Raw genomic sequence first — 15,617 nt, 5'->3', positions numbered from 1 at the left:
CGTCAATATTTCGCCGGCACGTACATCTCCGGCGGGACCGGGCCTCGCTGATAGTCGGGATGTCGCACGCGCGGCGGCAGCGTCACCGGAGCCCGCACGACCTCCCGGTACGGGATCTGAGTCAATAGATGTGCGATGCAGTTGAGCCGGGCGCGCTTCTTGTCCACGGCATCGACGATCCACCACGGGCTATCCGGCAGATGCGTGTGCTCCAGCATCGTCTCCTTGGCCTTGGTGTACGCCTCCCAGCGACTGCGCGACTCGACGTCCATCGGGCTCAGCTTCCACTGCTTCAGGGGATCCTTGATGCGCATGGTGAAGCGGAATTGCTGCTCGTCGTCGGTGATGGAGAACCAGTATTTGACCAGGATGATGCCGGAGCGGATCAGCATGCGCTCGAACTCCGGCACCGTCTTGAAGAACTCCTGATATTCGTCCTCCGAGCAGAAGCCCATCACGCGCTCGACGCCGGCGCGGTTGTACCAGCTGCGGTCGAACAGCACGATCTCGCCGCCGGCCGGCAGGTGCGCGACGTAGCGCTGGAAATACCATTGCGTGCGCTCACGCTCGTTCGGCGCGGGGAGCGCCGCGACGCGGCAGATGCGGGGATTGAGGCGCTGGGTGATGCGCTTGATCACGCCGCCCTTGCCGGCGGCGTCGCGGCCCTCGAACAGCACCACGACCTTCTTCCTCTCGCTCTGCACCCAGTCCTGGAGCTTGATCAACTCGCCCTGGAGGCGAAGCAGCTCCCGGAAATAGAGCCTGCGATCGATCGTCGGTTTCAGGGTTCCGGTCTCGTCGAGGAGCTCGTCGAGACGGGCGTCATCCATCTCCATCTCCAGTTCCTCGTCGAGATCGTCGGCCATTTCCTGGATGATGCGCTCGCGCTTGGCGATTTGAGAGGTGCGGTCGGTCATGGGTTCTTCTCTCCGCTAGGATGCCAGTTACCAACGACCATCGGCGGGCTTTGTTGCGCCCATCTGACAACCCGCCAATCCCTCGGAGCCAGGTCACACCGGCAGCGCGATCGAATATTTCACCTGGCTGAGCGCAAAGCTCGATTCGATTGAGGCGATACCGTCGAGCCGGGTCAGCTTGGTCTTCAGGAAGGTCTCGTAGGAGGCGAGGTCGGCGGCGACGACGCGGAGCAGATAATCGCGGTTGCCGGTCATCAGATAGCACTCCAGCACCTCATCCCATTTCGAGATGGCGCGGGCGAAGCGGTTGAGGTCCTCCTCCTTCTGCCGCGCCAGCTTGATCGAGATGAAGACGCTGACATGCAGTCCCAGCGCCTTCTGGTCGACGGTCGCGACATAGCGCGAGATGACGCCGCGCTCCTCCAGGAGCTTGACCCGGCGATGGCAGGGCGAGACCGAGAGCCCAACCTTGTCGGCGAGCTCCTGCATGGTCAGGCGGCTGTCGTTCTGAAGGTGGCTGAGGATCTTGCGGTCGATGGCGTCGAGTTCGGGCATTGGGATGAAACCTGCTTCTGCTCGGTCATGTTAGTAAAATATCCCAATATCCACGGGTATGGCGCGAAAAATTGAGAAGTTTGACGCAGCTGGCAGGCGTATGATCGGGGCATATTTGCCGGAGCATCGCCATGCCCGTTGACCCCGCCCGTCTCGACATCCTGACCGCTCTCAGCCGTAAGGCGCTGTGGCTGTCGTCCTGGACCATCCACCACGCCAACCACATCAGGCCCAATGCCGACGGCCTTAAGGTCGGCGGCCACCAGGCCTCGTCTGCCTCGCTCGCCACCATCATGTCGGCGCTGTACTTCCACGTGCTGCGGCCCGAGGACCGCGTCGCGGTGAAGCCGCATGCGAGCCCGGTGTTCCACGCCATCCAATACCTGTTCGGCCGGCAGAGCCGCGAGAAGCTGGAGAATTTTCGCGGCTTCAAGGGCGCGCAGTCCTATCCCTCGCGCACCAAGGACGTCGACGACGTCGATTTCTCCACCGGCTCCGTCGGCCTCGGCGTCGCGCAGACGCTGTTCTCTTCGCTGGTGCAGGATTACGTCAAGGCGCATGGCTGGATGAAGGATCGCCGCGAAGGGCGGATGATCGCCCTGGTCGGCGATGCCGAGATGGACGAGGGCAACATCTTCGAGGCGCTCGCGGAGGGCTGGAAGCACGGCCTGCGCAACACCTGGTGGGTGGTCGACTATAACCGCCAGTCGCTCGATGCCGTCGTGCGCGAAGGTCTGTGGGAAAAGTTCGAGACCATGTTCCGCAATTTCGGCTGGGACGTGGTGATCGTGAAATACGGCCGCCTGATGCGCGAGGCCTTCGCCGAGCCCGGCGGCGAAGCCTTGAAGCGCTGGATCGACAATTGCCCGAACGCGCTCTATGCGGCACTGTGCTTCCAGGGCGGCGCGGCCTTCCGCAAGCACCTCCATGACGAGATCGGCGACCAGGGCCCGATTACGAAACTGATCGACAAGCGCAGCGACGAGGAGCTGCTGGCGCTGATGTCGAATCTCGGCGGCCACGACATGGCGAGCATGCTGGAGGCGTTCGAGCAGATCGACCACGACCGCCCCGTCTGCTTCATCGCCTACACCATCAAGGGCGTCGGCCTGCCGTTCCAGGGCCACAAGGACAACCACGCGGGGCTGATGACGGTCGCGCAGATGGAGAAATATCGCGACAGCCAGAACATCCGTCCCGGACACGAATGGGACAAGTTCGAAGGGCTGTCGCAGGATGCAGCCGAGCTGGAAGCCTTTCTCGCGCGGGTGCCGTTCAACCAGGATGGTCGCCGGCTCACGGCGCCCGTCGTCGAGGTGCCGCAGCAGCTCGCGTTCAAGCCGTCGCCGCAGATGTCGACCCAGCAGGGCTTTGGTCTCGTGCTAAACGAGATCGCGCGCAGCGACAATGAGCTCGCCAGGCGCATCGTCACGACCTCGCCGGACGTCACTGTCTCCACCAATCTCGGCCCCTGGGTCAACCGCCGCGGCCTGTTCGCGCGCGCCGAGAAGGCGGACTTATTCCGCAGCGAGAAAATTCCCTCGACCTACAATTGGGACGCTTCGCCGAAGGGCCAGCATCTGGAGCTCGGCATCGCCGAGATGAACCTGTTCATCATGCTCTCGGCGCTCGGCCTGTCGCACCAGATCAACGGCGAGCGGCTGTTGCCGGTCGGCACGCTCTACGATCCCTTCATCGAGCGCGGGCTCGATGCGCTGAACTACGCCTGCTACCAGGACGCCCGCTTCATGGTGGCGGCGACGCCGTCCGGCATCACGCTCGCGCCTGAAGGCGGCGCGCATCAGTCGATTGCAACGCCCTTGATCGGCATGGCACAGGACGGGCTCGCCTCGTTCGAGCCGGCCTTTGTCGACGAGCTCGCCGTGATCATGGCTTTCGGCTTCGAGCACATGCAGCGCGAGCCGGGCGAGGGCGGGTCCGTGTATCTGCGCCTCTCCACGCGCGCGATCGAGCAGGCGCAGCGGATCATGACACCGGAGCTGCGACAGGGCATCACCGACGGCGCCTATTGGCTGCGCAAGCCGGGGCCGAATGCCGAGGTCGTGATCGCCTATACAGGTGCGGTCGCGCCGGAAGCAATCGAGGCGACCGGCTTCATCGGCGAAAGCCGCCGCGACGTCGGTCTGCTCGCGATCACCTCGGCCGATCGCCTCCATGCGGGGTGGACCGCGGCGCGGAAATTGCGGCGCGATCGCCGCGGCGTGCAGCATCTCAGCCACATCGAAAAGCTGCTGGCGCCCCTGCCGCGCGACTGCGGCATCGTGACCGTGATCGACGGCCATCCCGCCGCGCTCGGCTGGCTCGGCAGCGTTCGCGGCCACCGCGTCGAGGCGCTCGGCGTCGAGCAGTTCGGCCAGACCGGCAGCATCGCGGACCTTTATCGGCACTACGGCGTCGACGCCAATGCCATCATCGATGCGGCCGAAAGCCTCACCACCGGCGCCCCGGTGTTGCATCGGAAGATGGCGGTGTAGCGGAGGTAACCCGTCGCATGGGCCCCGGCTCTGCAGCGCATCACTGAAGAAGTGCTGCGCTGCGTCCGGGGCATGAGACTGTCTAGCCTCGTTACAATCTCGTGTCCCGGACGCGCTGCAGCGTGCAACGCTGCTGCGCAGAGCCGGGATCCAGGGCCGCTTGCCTCGCTTCAAATCGCGTCACATATTCCGCTCGCCGCAACGCTGGCCCCGCATATGGCGGGTTCAATTGCCGGCGCTTTCGTGCAAGGATGCCTGCCGAAACGCCCCCTCCAAGCCCCCAAGAAGAGGTTAACGATGGTCAATCGCATGCAATTCTACATCGACGGGGCCATCTCATGACCACGCTCGACGTGCTCAAGAACTATCATTTCGAGGAGCCGGTCGGCACCGCCATGGTGCTGCGCGAGCCGATTGGCGTGGTCGGCATGATCACGCCCTGGAACTGGCCGCTGAACCAGATCGCCTGCAAGGTCGCGCCCGCGCTCGCCGCCGGCTGCACCATGATCCTGAAGCCCAGCGAGTTCACGCCGACCTCGGCGCTGATCTTCGCGGAAATCCTGCATGAGGCCGGCGTTCCCAAGGGTGTGTTCAACCTCATCAACGGCCTCGGCCCCGAGGTCGGCGCCGCCATGAGCGAGCACCCCGACATCGACATGATCTCCTTCACCGGCTCGACCCGCGCCGGCATCGACGTTGCCAAGCGCGCAGCTCCCACCGTGAAGCGCGTCAGCCAGGAGCTCGGCGGCAAGTCGCCGAACGTCATCCTCGAAGGCGCCGATCTGCAAAAGGCGGTGACCGGCGGCGTGATGCACATGTTCAACAATTCCGGCCAGTCCTGCAACGCGCCCTCGCGCATGATCGTGCCGCTCTCGAAGATGAAGGAAGTCGCCGCCATCGCGAAGGCTGTCGCCGACAAGACCAAGGCCGGCGATCCCCGCGCCGAAGGCACCACCATCGGCCCGGTGGTCAATCGCGGCCAATGGGACAAGATCCAGGGCCTGATCAAGAAGGGCATCGACGAGGGCGCAACGCTCGTTGCCGGCGGCCCGGGCCTGCCCGAAGGCGTCAACAAGGGCTTCTATGTCCGCCCGACCATCTTCGCCGATGTCACCCCTGACATGACGATCGCGCGCGAAGAGATCTTCGGGCCGGTGCTGACCATCATCGGCGCCAAGGACGAAGCCGACGCGGTCAAGATCGCCAACGATACGCCGTACGGCCTCGCCGGTTACGTCACGGGTCCGACGGTCGAGGACGCCAAGCGCGTCGGCCGCCAGATCCGCGCCGGCAACGTCAACCTGCAGGGCGTGCCCAACGACCGCACCGCGCCGTTCGGCGGCTACAAGCAGTCCGGCAACGGCCGCGAGTGGGGCAAGTTCGGGCTCGAGGACTTCCTCGAAGTGAAAGCCGTCGCCGGCTTCAACGCGGCGTAAGTTTATCGCTTGAAGGAATTGACGCCGGAGCGGGCAACCGCTCCGGCGTTTTTTCGTCATTGCGAGCGAAGCGAAGCAATCCAGATTCCCTCCGCGGAGACAGTCTGGATTGCTTCGTCGCAAGTGCTCCTCGCAATGACGGAGGACAGACCTCGTAGGATAGGCAAAGGCGCGCTCTTCGCGTGACGTGCCCACCATCTCGCGACGAGCAAGACATTGGTGGGCACGCTTCGCTTTGCTCACCCTACGAGTACAGCGTTAGCCGCCGAGCGCGCCTTGCGTGTTCACATACAGCGCGTAGATCGACTGGCTCGCCGCCATGAACAGGCGGTTGCGCTTGACGCCGCCGAAGCAGACGTTGGCGCAGCGCTCGGGCAGCGCGATGCGGCCGATCATGACGCCGTCGGGCGCGAACACCACGACGCCGTCGAGCTCGGGATCGCCCATGCCCCAGCCGCACCAGAGATTGCCATCGATGTCGCAGCGCATGCCGTCGGGCGTGCCCGGTCCGGCATCGATATGGACGCGCTTGTTCGAGATCGTGGTGCCCTCGGGCGAGACGTCATAGGCGAGGATCTTGCGGTTCGGAACGCCCCGCGATTCCACGACATAGAGGATCTTCTCGTCCGGCGAGAAGGCGAGCCCGTTCGGCCCGAGCACGCCCTCGGCAACGATGGTCGCCTTGCCGGTCGCGGGATCGAGCCGATAGACGTTGGGCTCGATCTCGGGTTCGGCCTTGTAGCCCTCGTAATTGCCGAGCAGGCCGAAGGTCGGATCGGTGAACCAGATCGAGCCGTCCGATTTAACAACGACATCGTTCGGCGAGTTCAACCGCTTGCCGTTGAATTGATCCATCAGCACGGTGATGCTGCCGTCATATTCGGTGCGCACCACGCGCCGGCCGCCGTGCTCGCAGGTGATCAGCCGGCCCTGCCGGTCACGCGTGTTGCCGTTGGCAAAATTCGAGGGCTTGCGGAACACGCTGACGGCACCGGTCTCTTCCTCCCATTTGACGATGCGCTGGTTCGGGATGTCGCTGCACAGGAGATAACGCCCGTCGCCGAACCACACCGGCCCCTCGGCCCAGCGCAGGCCGGTCGCCAGCCGCTCCACCGCCGAAAGTTTCAGCCAGTATTTTTCGAAGCGGGGATCGAATGCCCTAATCGCGGGATCGGGGTAATAGGTCGCCGGGCGCCAGCCTGGCCGCTCCTCGGTGCGGGACGATGCCTCATTCATGCCGGTTCTCTCGTTTCGTTCCCTCTGGACAATCCTGCTATCATTAGAGACACGTGACCGCAAATTCGGTCACTAACGGCGAGGGATAACATGCCGCGTATCTTGATGACGGGAGCTTCGGGCGGAATCGGCACGAGTCTGCGGAAACTGCTGCCACCGATCTACCCGGATCTCCTCCTCTCCGACATCAAGCCGCCGGCCGATCTCGGTCCCAATGAAAAATTCAAGGCCGCGGACCTGGCCGATCTCGCGCAATGCGAGGCGATCTGCGAGGGCATCGATGGCATCCTGCATTTCGGCGGCTATTCGGTCGAAGGCACCTGGGATCAGATTCTCCAGGCCAACATCATCGGCGGCTACAATCTGTTCGAGGCGGCCTACCGCAAGGGCGTCAAGCGCGTGGTGTTCGCCTCGTCGAACCACGCCGTCGGCTTCTATCCGCGCCACCACAAGATCGGCACCGACGTCACCCCGCGTCCCGACGGCCGCTATGGCGTCAGCAAGGTGTTCGGCGAGGCCGTCGGCGCGCTCTACGCCGACAAGCATGGGCTGAAGGTGACTTGCCTTCGCATTGGGAATTTCGGCGACATGCCGCTCGACCATCGCCGGCTCTCGATCTGGCTCAAGCCGGACGATCTCGTGCAGCTCTGCCGCATCGGGCTCGAGCATCCCGACATTCATTTCGAGATCTTCTACGGCGCCTCTTTCAACGAGCGCGCCTGGTGGGACAACCATCGCGCCTACGAATTCGGCTATCGTCCCACGGGCCGCGCCGAGGATTTCCGCGAGCACGCCATGGCCGAGCAGGCCAAGCTGAAGCCGGATCCGGTCGGCGATTACTTCCAGGGCGGCACGTTCTGCAGCATGGAGTTCGATGCTGACCCGAGCCGGATCATCGACTGGAACAAGCGGTAGGCGGCGGTCGTCAGCTCGCAATTGCGGCCGCCGGGCCAAGCGCCCGGCTTGCAATGCACGTCGTCATTTCGCAACGCGCGCTTCCTGCTTCCTGGTCACATGCCAGAGCACCACATGGTAATGCGGCTCATCCACACCGGGGTGACCCAGGTTGAAGTAGATGCTGATGTGGTCGACTGGCCGCGCTGACCCAGTCCCCTCCGACGACTTGTGATCGTCGATGTCCTTGATCGGGACCATGTACACGGTCGCCACCAGACGATCCCTGCGATCGAAGCACAGGAACGGCCCCAACGGCAACGTGTCGGGCTTCACGAAAATGAAGCCGAGGCCCGGAAAGAACTTTGGGAAGTTCACGAGATCGCTGACCCGCTTGTATCCGTTTTTTTCAGCGATCTTCCGCTGATTGGCCGGGGGGCGAACGATTTCGCGCTTCCTGTGCGCCTTGGTGCTTCGGTGAGGGACCGTCCTGGTTCGCTCGGTCTTCTCGGCCGGTGGCGCGGCCGCCGGTGCGAGTGTCTGCGGCGTTGGAGGAAAGAGGGGAGCAAATTGGGCGGCAGAATGCCTCACGTCGGCGATCAAGGCGAGCAATGCAGCCAAGGCTGCGCTCACAAGCGCGTTGCGCATCGACACCTCCCACATTTGCCTGCCAATTCTTGCTCAGTTATCCGGGTTGCGTTCTCGCCAGCGCAGGAAGTCCCGGAATAAATCTTCCCGGTCCGCCGAATTGGCGCTCGGCTTTCCCTCGAGGAACCGGCCGAACGCCTTGCGAAGCGCGGCCTCGCCGCCGGATTGCTGCTGGAGCCAGCGCTCTGCCGGTCGGAATCGTCGCCATCCTGGCAGCTGCGCGGCCAGGTTCACCTCGTGCCATTTGGGGTGATGTGCGCCCGCTAGAAATTCAGGAAAGCGCGTGAACAATGTCTGGACGAAGAATTCCAGCAACCGAAACCGCTCGCTGCCGCTCGGCCAGTTGTAGGCGAAGAGAGCGGATTTGATCGCGATCGTGTCGACGCTTGCTTCGGCGGCGATCATATTCGGGTAGTCCTTGTGGCGGAACGTCGATGGCAGATAATCTTGCTGCAGAAGCTCCTTGAAGTAGGGGATTGGCAGGAGGTGAATACCATCGAGTTGCGAGACCTGCGTCAGGAAGCTGACCGGTTTTCCTGAGACGAGCAGAGCGGCGGAGAGATCCCCCTTCCTCAGACCATCCAGCGCGGCCTCGGGTCCCAAGTTCGTCTCGCTGATCTTGATGCCCAGACGGTTCAACACTTCGCGGCCGAGGATAGCGCCGGCACTGCCGTCATCACCGAGATTGACCTTCTTTCCCGAAAGCTCCGTCAGGCTTCCGATCTCCGGCCGCGCGAGAAGATGGAACTCCTCGATATGGAGCGGCGCAATGTAGGTCAGTCTGTCTGAAATATCCCCGAAGGTTCTTGTCTCCCGAAGCCGGTTGACCAGAACGACGGGTGCGATCGCCACGTCAGCGCCTGCGAGGGTGAGCACATCGAGGACGTTGCGGATACCGCCGTTCCCCACCATGGGCAGGACCCGCAATGCGACTTGGCCACGAGGGCCGGTCTCTTGGCCGCCGGCCAGCGTGGTCGCAATGTCCTGAGCGATCGCGAATTCAGTGCATTGCGGCGTACCGGTTACGAAGCCCACTGTATACGGGTCCGCAGATCGCCCCGTTTCCTTCTTGGGAGTGCCTTCCTTTCTCGGAGACACCTTCGAGGATTCGCTCGGAGAGGCGGGCGGTCCCTTTTGCGCGAAAGAAGCCTGGACCTGCCCGCCGAAGTAGGCCGCTGCAATCAATGCGATGAACAAACCGGCCCGCATCGCTCCGCAGACCCTCATTGTTCAACCCGCTCGGCCAGCGCTCCCGTGCGACGTGACATGCTCCGAGAGACTGTTACCTGTCGCGTCTGAAGCGGGACCGAGGCTAGTGCTTGGTCTTCCAACGCGGCCAGGGCAGCGGCGTTCCGTGATAGATGCCTGCAGCAGAAGATTGCGGGCTAGCGCCGGCCTCGCCCGGCTCTCGACTGGCTGAAGCACGATCTCGTGCAGCTCTGCCGCATCGGGCTCGAGCATCCCGACATTCATTTCGAGATCTTCTACGGCGCCTCCTTCAACGAGCGCGCCTGGTGGGACAACCACCGCGCCTACGAATTCGGCTATCGTCCCACGGGCCGCGCCGAGAATTTCCGCGAGCACGCCATGGCCGAGCAGGCCAAGCTGAAGCCGGATCCCGTCGGCGATTACTTCCAGGGCGGCACCTTCTGCAGCAGGAGTTCGACGCCGATCCGAGCCGGATCATCGACTGGAATAAGCGGTAGAGATCGTTCACCGGCCGAGCGTCAACAGCGGCTTGCCCGTCTCGACAATGTAGGTCGCAAGCTCCGCGGCGTTGCCGCTGCCGACATTCTTCACCGCATGATGCACTCCGTGAGGAATGAGCAGCACGTCGCCGGCCTTCAGGATCACGGGCGGCCTGCCATCGAGCCGATATTCCAGCTCGCCTTCGATCAGATAGACGAGCTCTTCGCCCGGGTGACTGTGCCTGACGGCGACGACGCCCGGAGGAAAATCGGCGCGAACCTGGACGACCTCGCGCCCGGGCGCACTCAGAGCTTCCTTCATGAGATGTGTGCGCTTGATGTCTCCCAGTCGTGGCTCTTCGGATCGTGCCGAGAGCGAAGCCAGGCTGGTTGCGGCGATCAGCGCCGCCGCAACCACGATCCCACGTTTCGTCATGTGAATGACCTTTCGCGTTGTGCAGGATGTCGTGGGGAGCGCATCAGCCGGCGGCAGTCGCCGGTGTTGCGCGAAAGCTGATGGCGATGCGGTTGTAGGCGTTCATCAGGCTGATCGCGATCGTGAGGTCCACGAGCTCACGCTCTTCGAACACGGCGCGTGCGGCCTGGTATGCCTCGTCGGGCACGCCGGTCTCGGCAACCCGTGTCACCGTCTCCGCCCAGGCCAGGGCAGCCCGTTCGCGTTCGTCGAAGAGATTGCCGGCCTCGCGCCATGCCTGCAGCAGCGCGATCTTCTCGACCTTTTCTCCCTTCTTGAGGAGGTCGCGGGTGTGCATGTCCAGGCAGTAGGCGCAGTTGTTGATCTGAGAGATCCGCAGATAAACCAGCTCGATCAGCGTGGCGGAAAGCTGGCTCTGCAGGACGTAGCCGTAGACGCCGCCGAGCGCCTTGATGCCTGCCGGCGCGATCTGGTTGTAGTCGAGGCGCTTACTCATGTTTCTCTCCTTGACGGTGATTCTGTTGAACGGCAGTGGTTAGATCCTTCTCGCTGCTGTCGACGACGAACATTGCGAGCAGCGCGAGCTCGCCGAGGATGAACCGTATTTTCATGGCGGGGCTCCTGTTTCGAGTTCGGTTGCGCTGTGGCGTGAGCTCTCACCTGCGGATGACGGCCTTCAGCGAGTCCGTGAGCACCCAGAAGGAAGCGGCGAGCAGGCCGATGTCCTTCAGCAGGAACTGTCCCGGAGCGACCGTGATCGCAGGTGCCCCGAGCTCCGGCACGACGACGCCGGGCGTCGAGATCATGAAGCTCAGCGTGGTGACGAACAGCCCGGCCGACAAAAGGCCGCCGGCCGCGGAGTAGATCGGGCTGGACAGCCGGAGCGCGATCAGAAGCCCGATGCTGAGCTCGACGAAACCGAGGAAGGTCGAGAAGCCGCGCACCGAGAACAGCGTGTAGAACCATCGCAGCAGCGGGCTGTTCTCGACCAGGGGCACCAGTCCCTGCGCTTCGTAATCGGTGAATTTCATGCCGCCGAACCAGGCGTAGATGATTGCGAGTGACGCGTAGAGACCGATCCGGCTGATCGGTTCGGCGTAAGCGAGCAGGCGTTCAGACTGTTCGCGCCAGCTGATCGTGCGGCGCAGCGCGAAGGTGGACGAGTGGATGATGATGCGTGACATGATTGTCTCCTTTTGATGCTGGGATATTCGCTCACGCATTCACGTGCGTGTGCAGGTTGTAGCGAGGGGCGGGAATGGCGCTCGAGAGCTTGTTCGTCATGGCAAGCCGCGCGCTCTCGTGGCGATCCCACTCCGACTTGTCGGCGAGCGCCGGGATCGTCACGACTTCGCCGAGATCGAGACCGGCGAGGGCCGCGTCGACCATGTCGGCGGCCGACATGACGATCTCTGCCGGCAACTGGTGAACCGGCGTGCCCGCGACATCCCAAAACTCCGTCGCAGTGGCGCCCGGCAGCACGGCCTGAATGCGGATGCCCTTTCCGGCGAGCTCGTGAACGAGTGACTGGGTGAATGCGAGCACGAAAGCTTTCGAGCCGCCGTAGACGCCGTTGAGCAGCTCCGGCGCGATCGCGACGATGGAGGCGATGTTGATGATCGTGCCATGGCCGCGAGCGATGAATCCGGGCACCGCTGCGTAGGTCAGGCGCGTCAGTGCACCGACGTTGAGGCGGATCATGTCCTCCATCTTGTCGATGTCGGAATCGATCAGCGGGGCCGACGCGCCGACGCCGGCGTTGTTGACCAGCACCGAAATGTCGCCGTTGGTTCTGATGAGTTGCTCGACGCGGCGCAGGTCGGCAGCGGATGTGAGATCGGCTTCCACCGTTTCCACCTTGCGGCCGGTTTCGTTGCCGAGCCTGCGCGCGAGCGATGCAAGCCGCTGCCTGTTGCGCGCAACGAGGATGAGGTCGTGGCCGCGTTTCGCCAGGCGGTCGGCGTAGATCGCGCCGATTCCGGTCGAAGCTCCGGTGATGAGGGCAGTGCCTTTTCTGGTCTGGGTCATTTCGTCTCTCCTTCGGTTTTGGTGCGGAGAGGAATAGGCACTTCCGGAAATGATGGGTATCTGGCAAAATCGGGATCTGCCCTTCCAGAATATGGAAGTGTCCCATGGATCGTCTCGAAAGCATGTCGGTCGTCTTGGCGGTGGCGGAGGCGGGCAGCCTGTCGGCCGCCGCGCGCCGCCAGAAAATGCCGTTGGCAACGGTGAGCCGGAAGGTGTCGGAGCTCGAGGAGCACCTCCAGACCAAGCTGTTTCATCGCTCGAGCCGCGCGCTCGTCCCAACGGACGCCGGGCGCTCCTACATCGCCGCGGCCAAGCGAATTCTCGCCGATCTCACCGAAGCCGAGCGCGTTGCCTCCGGCGAATACACGACGCCGCGTGGTGATCTGAGCATCACGACCCTGGTCGCGCTCGGGCGCCTATGCTTGCAGCCGATCCTGGCCGAGTTTCTTGCGGCATTTCCGGAAGTGGACGTTCAGCTCATCTTGCAGGACCGGACGCTCAACCTTCTGGACGAGCACATTGACGTCGCGCTTCGCGTCGGCGATCTCGCCGACAGCGGCCTGATCGCCGTACGGGTGGGAGAAATTCATCGCGTTGCCTGCGCCAGCCCGGCCTATCTGAAGCTGCGGGGAACGCCGAAGGCTCCCGATGATGTCTCCGCCCACGACTGCATCAGCTATCCTCCGCTACAATCGCCGGGCACGTGGAGATTCAAACAAGGGCAGACCGAGTATGCAGTGCCGGTGCGGTCGCGCTTCATTGCGAGCACACTGGAATCGGCCATCGATGCCGCACGCGCAGGCATCGGGATCACCGTTGCGTTCTCTTACCTCACGTCGGATGCGCTCAGGTCTGGAGAGCTCGTTGCACTCCTGCAGGACTTCCAACCGCCGCCGCAGCCGGTCAGCTTCGTCTATTCGCCCAACCGCTTCATGCCGGCGAAGCTGCGAACGTTTCTCGATTTCGCAGTGCCGCGCCTGAGGACGCGCTTGGCCGACCTGCCCGGAAACGTTGCGCCGCGGAGGCCGCGGACGTAACTGCGTCGGGCGCGCACATCAGAAATGCAAGTTGAGACACAGCAGCGCCCGGTGAGCCGCTCGAACTGATCGAGGTTGAGGCTGCGAACGGCCCAACCTTCTCCTACAACATCTCGAAGGAGGTCGGCATCTCCGGCACCTGGCAGGTGCAGGTTGCCGGCAAGGCGATCGGCGACGCGCGAACCAAGGGCACTGATCGAAGCAAGGAGCTTGGTTCACGCGAAGTCCCTGCGATTGCAAGTCATTCGCAACACCGACTCCACAGAAATGGCCGAGCGTGCGACTACTTGCTAATCATTTCTCAGTTGCGTTCAATGGAATTCACTTCCATCGGAAGGCGGGTCGGATACAGATCCACGCCGGAGAGGCTGAAGGCCGGAGATTCGGTGCGCGTTCGGGCGCCATCGAGGGCGGCGAGGCCGTCCCATGCTCAGAAGTGTCCCAAAACCAAACGCCAGGCCTGCAACTCGCTTTATTGACAATCAGGCGGCCGGCTTTACCACCACGACAAAAGCTGAAGGGAGCGCCGTGATGACGAGTGGCTTGCGCAAGGGTCTGACGAGCTATGGCGATGCCGGCTTCTCGCTGTTCCTGCGCAAGGCGTTCATCAAGGCCATGGGCTATTCCGACGATGCGCTGGAGCGCCCGATCGTCGGCATCACCAACACCTATAGCGACTACAATCCCTGCCACGGCAACGTCCCGCAAATCATCGAGGCCGCCAAGCGCGGCGTGATGCTGTCAGGCGCGATGCCGTTCGTGTTCCCGACCATCTCGATCGCCGAGAGCTTTGCGCATCCGACCTCGATGTACCTGCGCAACCTGATGGCGATGGACACCGAGGAGATGATCCGCGCCCAGCCGATGGATGCGGTGATCGTGATCGGCGGCTGCGACAAGACGCTGCCGGCGCAGGTGATGGCCGCGATCAGCGCCGATTTGCCGACCGTGGTCATTCCGGTCGGTCCCATGGTGGTCGGCCATCACAAGGGCGAGGTGCTGGGGGCCTGCACCGATTGCCGCCGTCTCTGGGCCAAATATCGCGCCGGCGACATGGACGATGCCGAGATCGAAGCGGTGAACGGGCGCCTCGCGCCGTCGGTCGGCACCTGCATGGTGATGGGCACGGCCTCGACCATGGCCTGCATGATCGAAGCGATGGGCCTGTCGCTGCCGATGAGCGCGACCATCCCGGCGCCGCATGCCGAGCGGTTCCGTCTTGCCGAGGCCAGCGGCAAGGTTGCCGCGGAGATGGCCAAGGCCAAGGGGCCGAAGCCGAGCGAAGTGTTGACGCAGGCCTCGTTTAGGAACGCGCAGGTCGTGCTGCAGGCGATCGGCGGCTCGACCAACGGCTTGATCCACCTGACCGCGATGGCGCATCGCTCGCCGCACCGGCTCGATCTCGCAGCGTTCGACCAGATCGGCCGCGAGGTGCCGGTGCTGGTCGATCTCAAGCCGTCCGGCGAGCACTATATGGAGCACTTCCACCACGCCGGCGGCGTGCCGAAACTGCTGGCGCAGCTCGGCGATCTCGTCGATCTCGATGCCAGGACCATCAGCGGCCAGACGCTGCGCGAGATCGCGGCGAATGCCGAGGACGTGCCCGGCCAGGACGCGATCCGCCCGCGCGACAATCCGATCAAAAGGGAGGGCGGCCTCGCCATCCTGCACGGCAATCTCGCGCCGCGCGGTGCGGTCATCAAGCAGTCGGCCGCGAGCCCGAAGCTGCTGCAGCACACCGGGCGTGCCGTCGTGTTCGAATCCGTCGAGGACATGACCTTGCGGGTCGACGATCCTGATCTCGACGTCACCGCTGACGACGTGCTGGTGCTGCGCAACGCCGGCCCGAAGGGCGCGCCGGGCATGCCGGAAGCCGGTTATCTGCCGATCCCGAAGAAGCTCGCGCGCGGCGGCACCAAGGACATGGTGCGCATCTCGGATGCGCGCATGAGCGGCACCGCGTTCGGCACCATCGTGCTGCACATCACCCCAGAATCCGCCGTCGGTGGGCCGTTGGCGCTGGTTGAGAACGGAGACATGATCCGCCTCGACGTGGCCAAGCGCAGCATCGAGCTCTTGGTCGATGCCGCCGAGCTGGAGCGGCGCCGCGCCGCGTTGAAGCCGGCCACAGCGCCGGAGGAGGCACGGCGCGGCTACGCCTGGCTGTTCAACGAGACCATCCTGCAGGCCGACGAGGGCTGCGATTTCGACTTCATGCAGAGGACGGGCCCCGCGAAGGGCTGAGCC

At 63.8% G+C, this 15,617-nt stretch carries 14 protein-coding genes and 2 pseudogenes; 6 read left to right on the top strand and 10 right to left on the bottom strand.

All coding sequences use genetic code 11. The annotated features are described in order from the left end of the window. Positions 1–2: 2 nt before the first annotated feature. A complete protein-coding gene (gene ppk2 / locus HZZ16_RS05195) occupies positions 3–917 on the bottom strand; it encodes a polyphosphate kinase 2 (RefSeq protein WP_197947441.1) in 915 nt (304 codons plus the stop codon). Between the two features lie 93 nt (positions 918–1,010). Further along, positions 1,011–1,472: an Lrp/AsnC family transcriptional regulator gene (locus HZZ16_RS05190; RefSeq protein WP_027571162.1), complete on the bottom strand. Its 462-nt coding sequence runs from the start codon at positions 1,470–1,472 to the stop codon at positions 1,011–1,013. A gap of 131 nt (positions 1,473–1,603) precedes the next feature. On the opposite strand from HZZ16_RS05190, the gene HZZ16_RS05185 reads away from it, so the two are divergent. Both HZZ16_RS05185 and HZZ16_RS05180 read left to right on the top strand, forming a co-directional pair. Further along, positions 1,604–3,967: a thiamine pyrophosphate-binding protein gene (locus tag HZZ16_RS05185; RefSeq protein WP_197947440.1), complete on the top strand. Its 2,364-nt coding sequence runs from the start codon at positions 1,604–1,606 to the stop codon at positions 3,965–3,967. Positions 3,968–4,296: 329 nt separating this feature from the next. Further along, a pseudogene (locus HZZ16_RS05180) lies at positions 4,297–5,403 on the top strand (aldehyde dehydrogenase family protein); the annotation flags it as partial. Positions 5,404–5,661: 258 nt separating this feature from the next. Here the strand turns inward: HZZ16_RS05180 and HZZ16_RS05175 are convergent. Beyond that, positions 5,662–6,639, bottom strand: a complete 978-nt coding sequence (locus tag HZZ16_RS05175) for an SMP-30/gluconolactonase/LRE family protein (RefSeq protein WP_197947439.1) — start codon at positions 6,637–6,639, stop codon at positions 5,662–5,664. A gap of 90 nt (positions 6,640–6,729) precedes the next feature. On the opposite strand from HZZ16_RS05175, the gene HZZ16_RS05170 reads away from it, so the two are divergent. Then, positions 6,730–7,554: an NAD-dependent epimerase/dehydratase family protein gene (locus HZZ16_RS05170; protein ID WP_197947438.1), complete on the top strand. Its 825-nt coding sequence runs from the start codon at positions 6,730–6,732 to the stop codon at positions 7,552–7,554. A gap of 63 nt (positions 7,555–7,617) precedes the next feature. Here HZZ16_RS05170 and HZZ16_RS05165 read toward each other — a convergent pair whose 3' ends face one another. Next, positions 7,618–8,181, bottom strand: coding sequence for a hypothetical protein (locus HZZ16_RS05165; protein WP_197947437.1), 564 nt, complete (start codon positions 8,179–8,181; stop codon positions 7,618–7,620). A 33-nt stretch (positions 8,182–8,214) separates the two neighbouring features. Then, positions 8,215–9,378, bottom strand: coding sequence for a TAXI family TRAP transporter solute-binding subunit (locus HZZ16_RS05160; protein ID WP_246509971.1), 1,164 nt, complete (start codon positions 9,376–9,378; stop codon positions 8,215–8,217). Positions 9,379–9,594: 216 nt separating this feature from the next. Between HZZ16_RS05160 and HZZ16_RS37075 the strand changes: the two are divergent. After that, positions 9,595–9,887, top strand: a pseudogene (locus tag HZZ16_RS37075) (NAD-dependent epimerase/dehydratase family protein); the annotation flags it as partial. A 7-nt stretch (positions 9,888–9,894) separates the two neighbouring features. Here the strand turns inward: HZZ16_RS37075 and HZZ16_RS05155 are convergent. The 5 genes from HZZ16_RS05155 to HZZ16_RS05140 are packed head-to-tail and all read right to left on the bottom strand — an operon-like array spanning position 9,895 to position 12,333. Beyond that, positions 9,895–10,305, bottom strand: coding sequence for a cupin domain-containing protein (locus tag HZZ16_RS05155; RefSeq protein ID WP_197947435.1), 411 nt, complete (start codon positions 10,303–10,305; stop codon positions 9,895–9,897). 43 nt (positions 10,306–10,348) lie between these two features. Continuing rightward, positions 10,349–10,801: a carboxymuconolactone decarboxylase family protein gene (locus HZZ16_RS05150; RefSeq protein WP_197947434.1), complete on the bottom strand. Its 453-nt coding sequence runs from the start codon at positions 10,799–10,801 to the stop codon at positions 10,349–10,351. Next, the gene (locus HZZ16_RS37860) at positions 10,794–10,916 is read right to left on the bottom strand and encodes a hypothetical protein (protein ID WP_283815748.1); all 123 of its coding nucleotides are present in this window, start codon (positions 10,914–10,916) and stop codon (positions 10,794–10,796) included. Before HZZ16_RS37860 ends, HZZ16_RS05150 begins: the two co-directional genes overlap by 8 nt. Positions 10,917–10,961: 45 nt before the next feature. After that, positions 10,962–11,489: a YkgB family protein gene (locus tag HZZ16_RS05145; protein ID WP_197947433.1), complete on the bottom strand. Its 528-nt coding sequence runs from the start codon at positions 11,487–11,489 to the stop codon at positions 10,962–10,964. A 31-nt stretch (positions 11,490–11,520) separates the two neighbouring features. Further along, entirely contained in the window at positions 11,521–12,333 is an 813-nt protein-coding gene (locus HZZ16_RS05140) for an SDR family NAD(P)-dependent oxidoreductase (RefSeq protein ID WP_197947432.1), read from the bottom strand. A gap of 104 nt (positions 12,334–12,437) precedes the next feature. On the opposite strand from HZZ16_RS05140, the gene HZZ16_RS05135 reads away from it, so the two are divergent. After that, positions 12,438–13,370: a LysR family transcriptional regulator gene (locus HZZ16_RS05135; protein ID WP_197947431.1), complete on the top strand. Its 933-nt coding sequence runs from the start codon at positions 12,438–12,440 to the stop codon at positions 13,368–13,370. 531 nt (positions 13,371–13,901) lie between these two features. Further along, a complete protein-coding gene (locus tag HZZ16_RS05130; RefSeq protein ID WP_197947430.1) occupies positions 13,902–15,614 on the top strand; it encodes an IlvD/Edd family dehydratase in 1,713 nt (570 codons plus the stop codon). Positions 15,615–15,617 lie beyond the last annotated feature (3 nt).

The sequence above is a fragment of the Bradyrhizobium glycinis genome, assembly GCF_016031655.1.
Lineage (GTDB): Bacteria > Pseudomonadota > Alphaproteobacteria > Rhizobiales > Xanthobacteraceae > Bradyrhizobium > Bradyrhizobium glycinis.
The sequence above is the reverse complement of the archived record's forward strand: the minus strand, read 5'-3'. Positions and strand labels throughout refer to the sequence as shown.

Coding starts and splice junctions, on each gene's coding strand:
- ppk2 (WP_197947441.1), bottom strand. CDS start 917: ATGACCGACCGCACCTCTCAAATCGCCAAGCGCGAGCGCATCATCCAG.
- HZZ16_RS05190 (WP_027571162.1), bottom strand. CDS start 1,472: ATGCCCGAACTCGACGCCATCGACCGCAAGATCCTCAGCCACCTTCAG.
- HZZ16_RS05185 (WP_197947440.1), top strand. CDS start 1,604: ATGCCCGTTGACCCCGCCCGTCTCGACATCCTGACCGCTCTCAGCCGT.
- HZZ16_RS05175 (WP_197947439.1), bottom strand. CDS start 6,639: ATGAATGAGGCATCGTCCCGCACCGAGGAGCGGCCAGGCTGGCGCCCG.
- HZZ16_RS05170 (WP_197947438.1), top strand. CDS start 6,730: ATGCCGCGTATCTTGATGACGGGAGCTTCGGGCGGAATCGGCACGAGT.
- HZZ16_RS05165 (WP_197947437.1), bottom strand. CDS start 8,181: ATGCGCAACGCGCTTGTGAGCGCAGCCTTGGCTGCATTGCTCGCCTTG.
- HZZ16_RS05155 (WP_197947435.1), bottom strand. CDS start 10,305: ATGACGAAACGTGGGATCGTGGTTGCGGCGGCGCTGATCGCCGCAACC.
- HZZ16_RS05150 (WP_197947434.1), bottom strand. CDS start 10,801: ATGAGTAAGCGCCTCGACTACAACCAGATCGCGCCGGCAGGCATCAAG.
- HZZ16_RS37860 (WP_283815748.1), bottom strand. CDS start 10,916: ATGAAAATACGGTTCATCCTCGGCGAGCTCGCGCTGCTCGCAATGTTC.
- HZZ16_RS05145 (WP_197947433.1), bottom strand. CDS start 11,489: ATGTCACGCATCATCATCCACTCGTCCACCTTCGCGCTGCGCCGCACG.
- HZZ16_RS05140 (WP_197947432.1), bottom strand. CDS start 12,333: ATGACCCAGACCAGAAAAGGCACTGCCCTCATCACCGGAGCTTCGACC.
- HZZ16_RS05135 (WP_197947431.1), top strand. CDS start 12,438: ATGGATCGTCTCGAAAGCATGTCGGTCGTCTTGGCGGTGGCGGAGGCG.
- HZZ16_RS05130 (WP_197947430.1), top strand. CDS start 13,902: ATGACGAGTGGCTTGCGCAAGGGTCTGACGAGCTATGGCGATGCCGGC.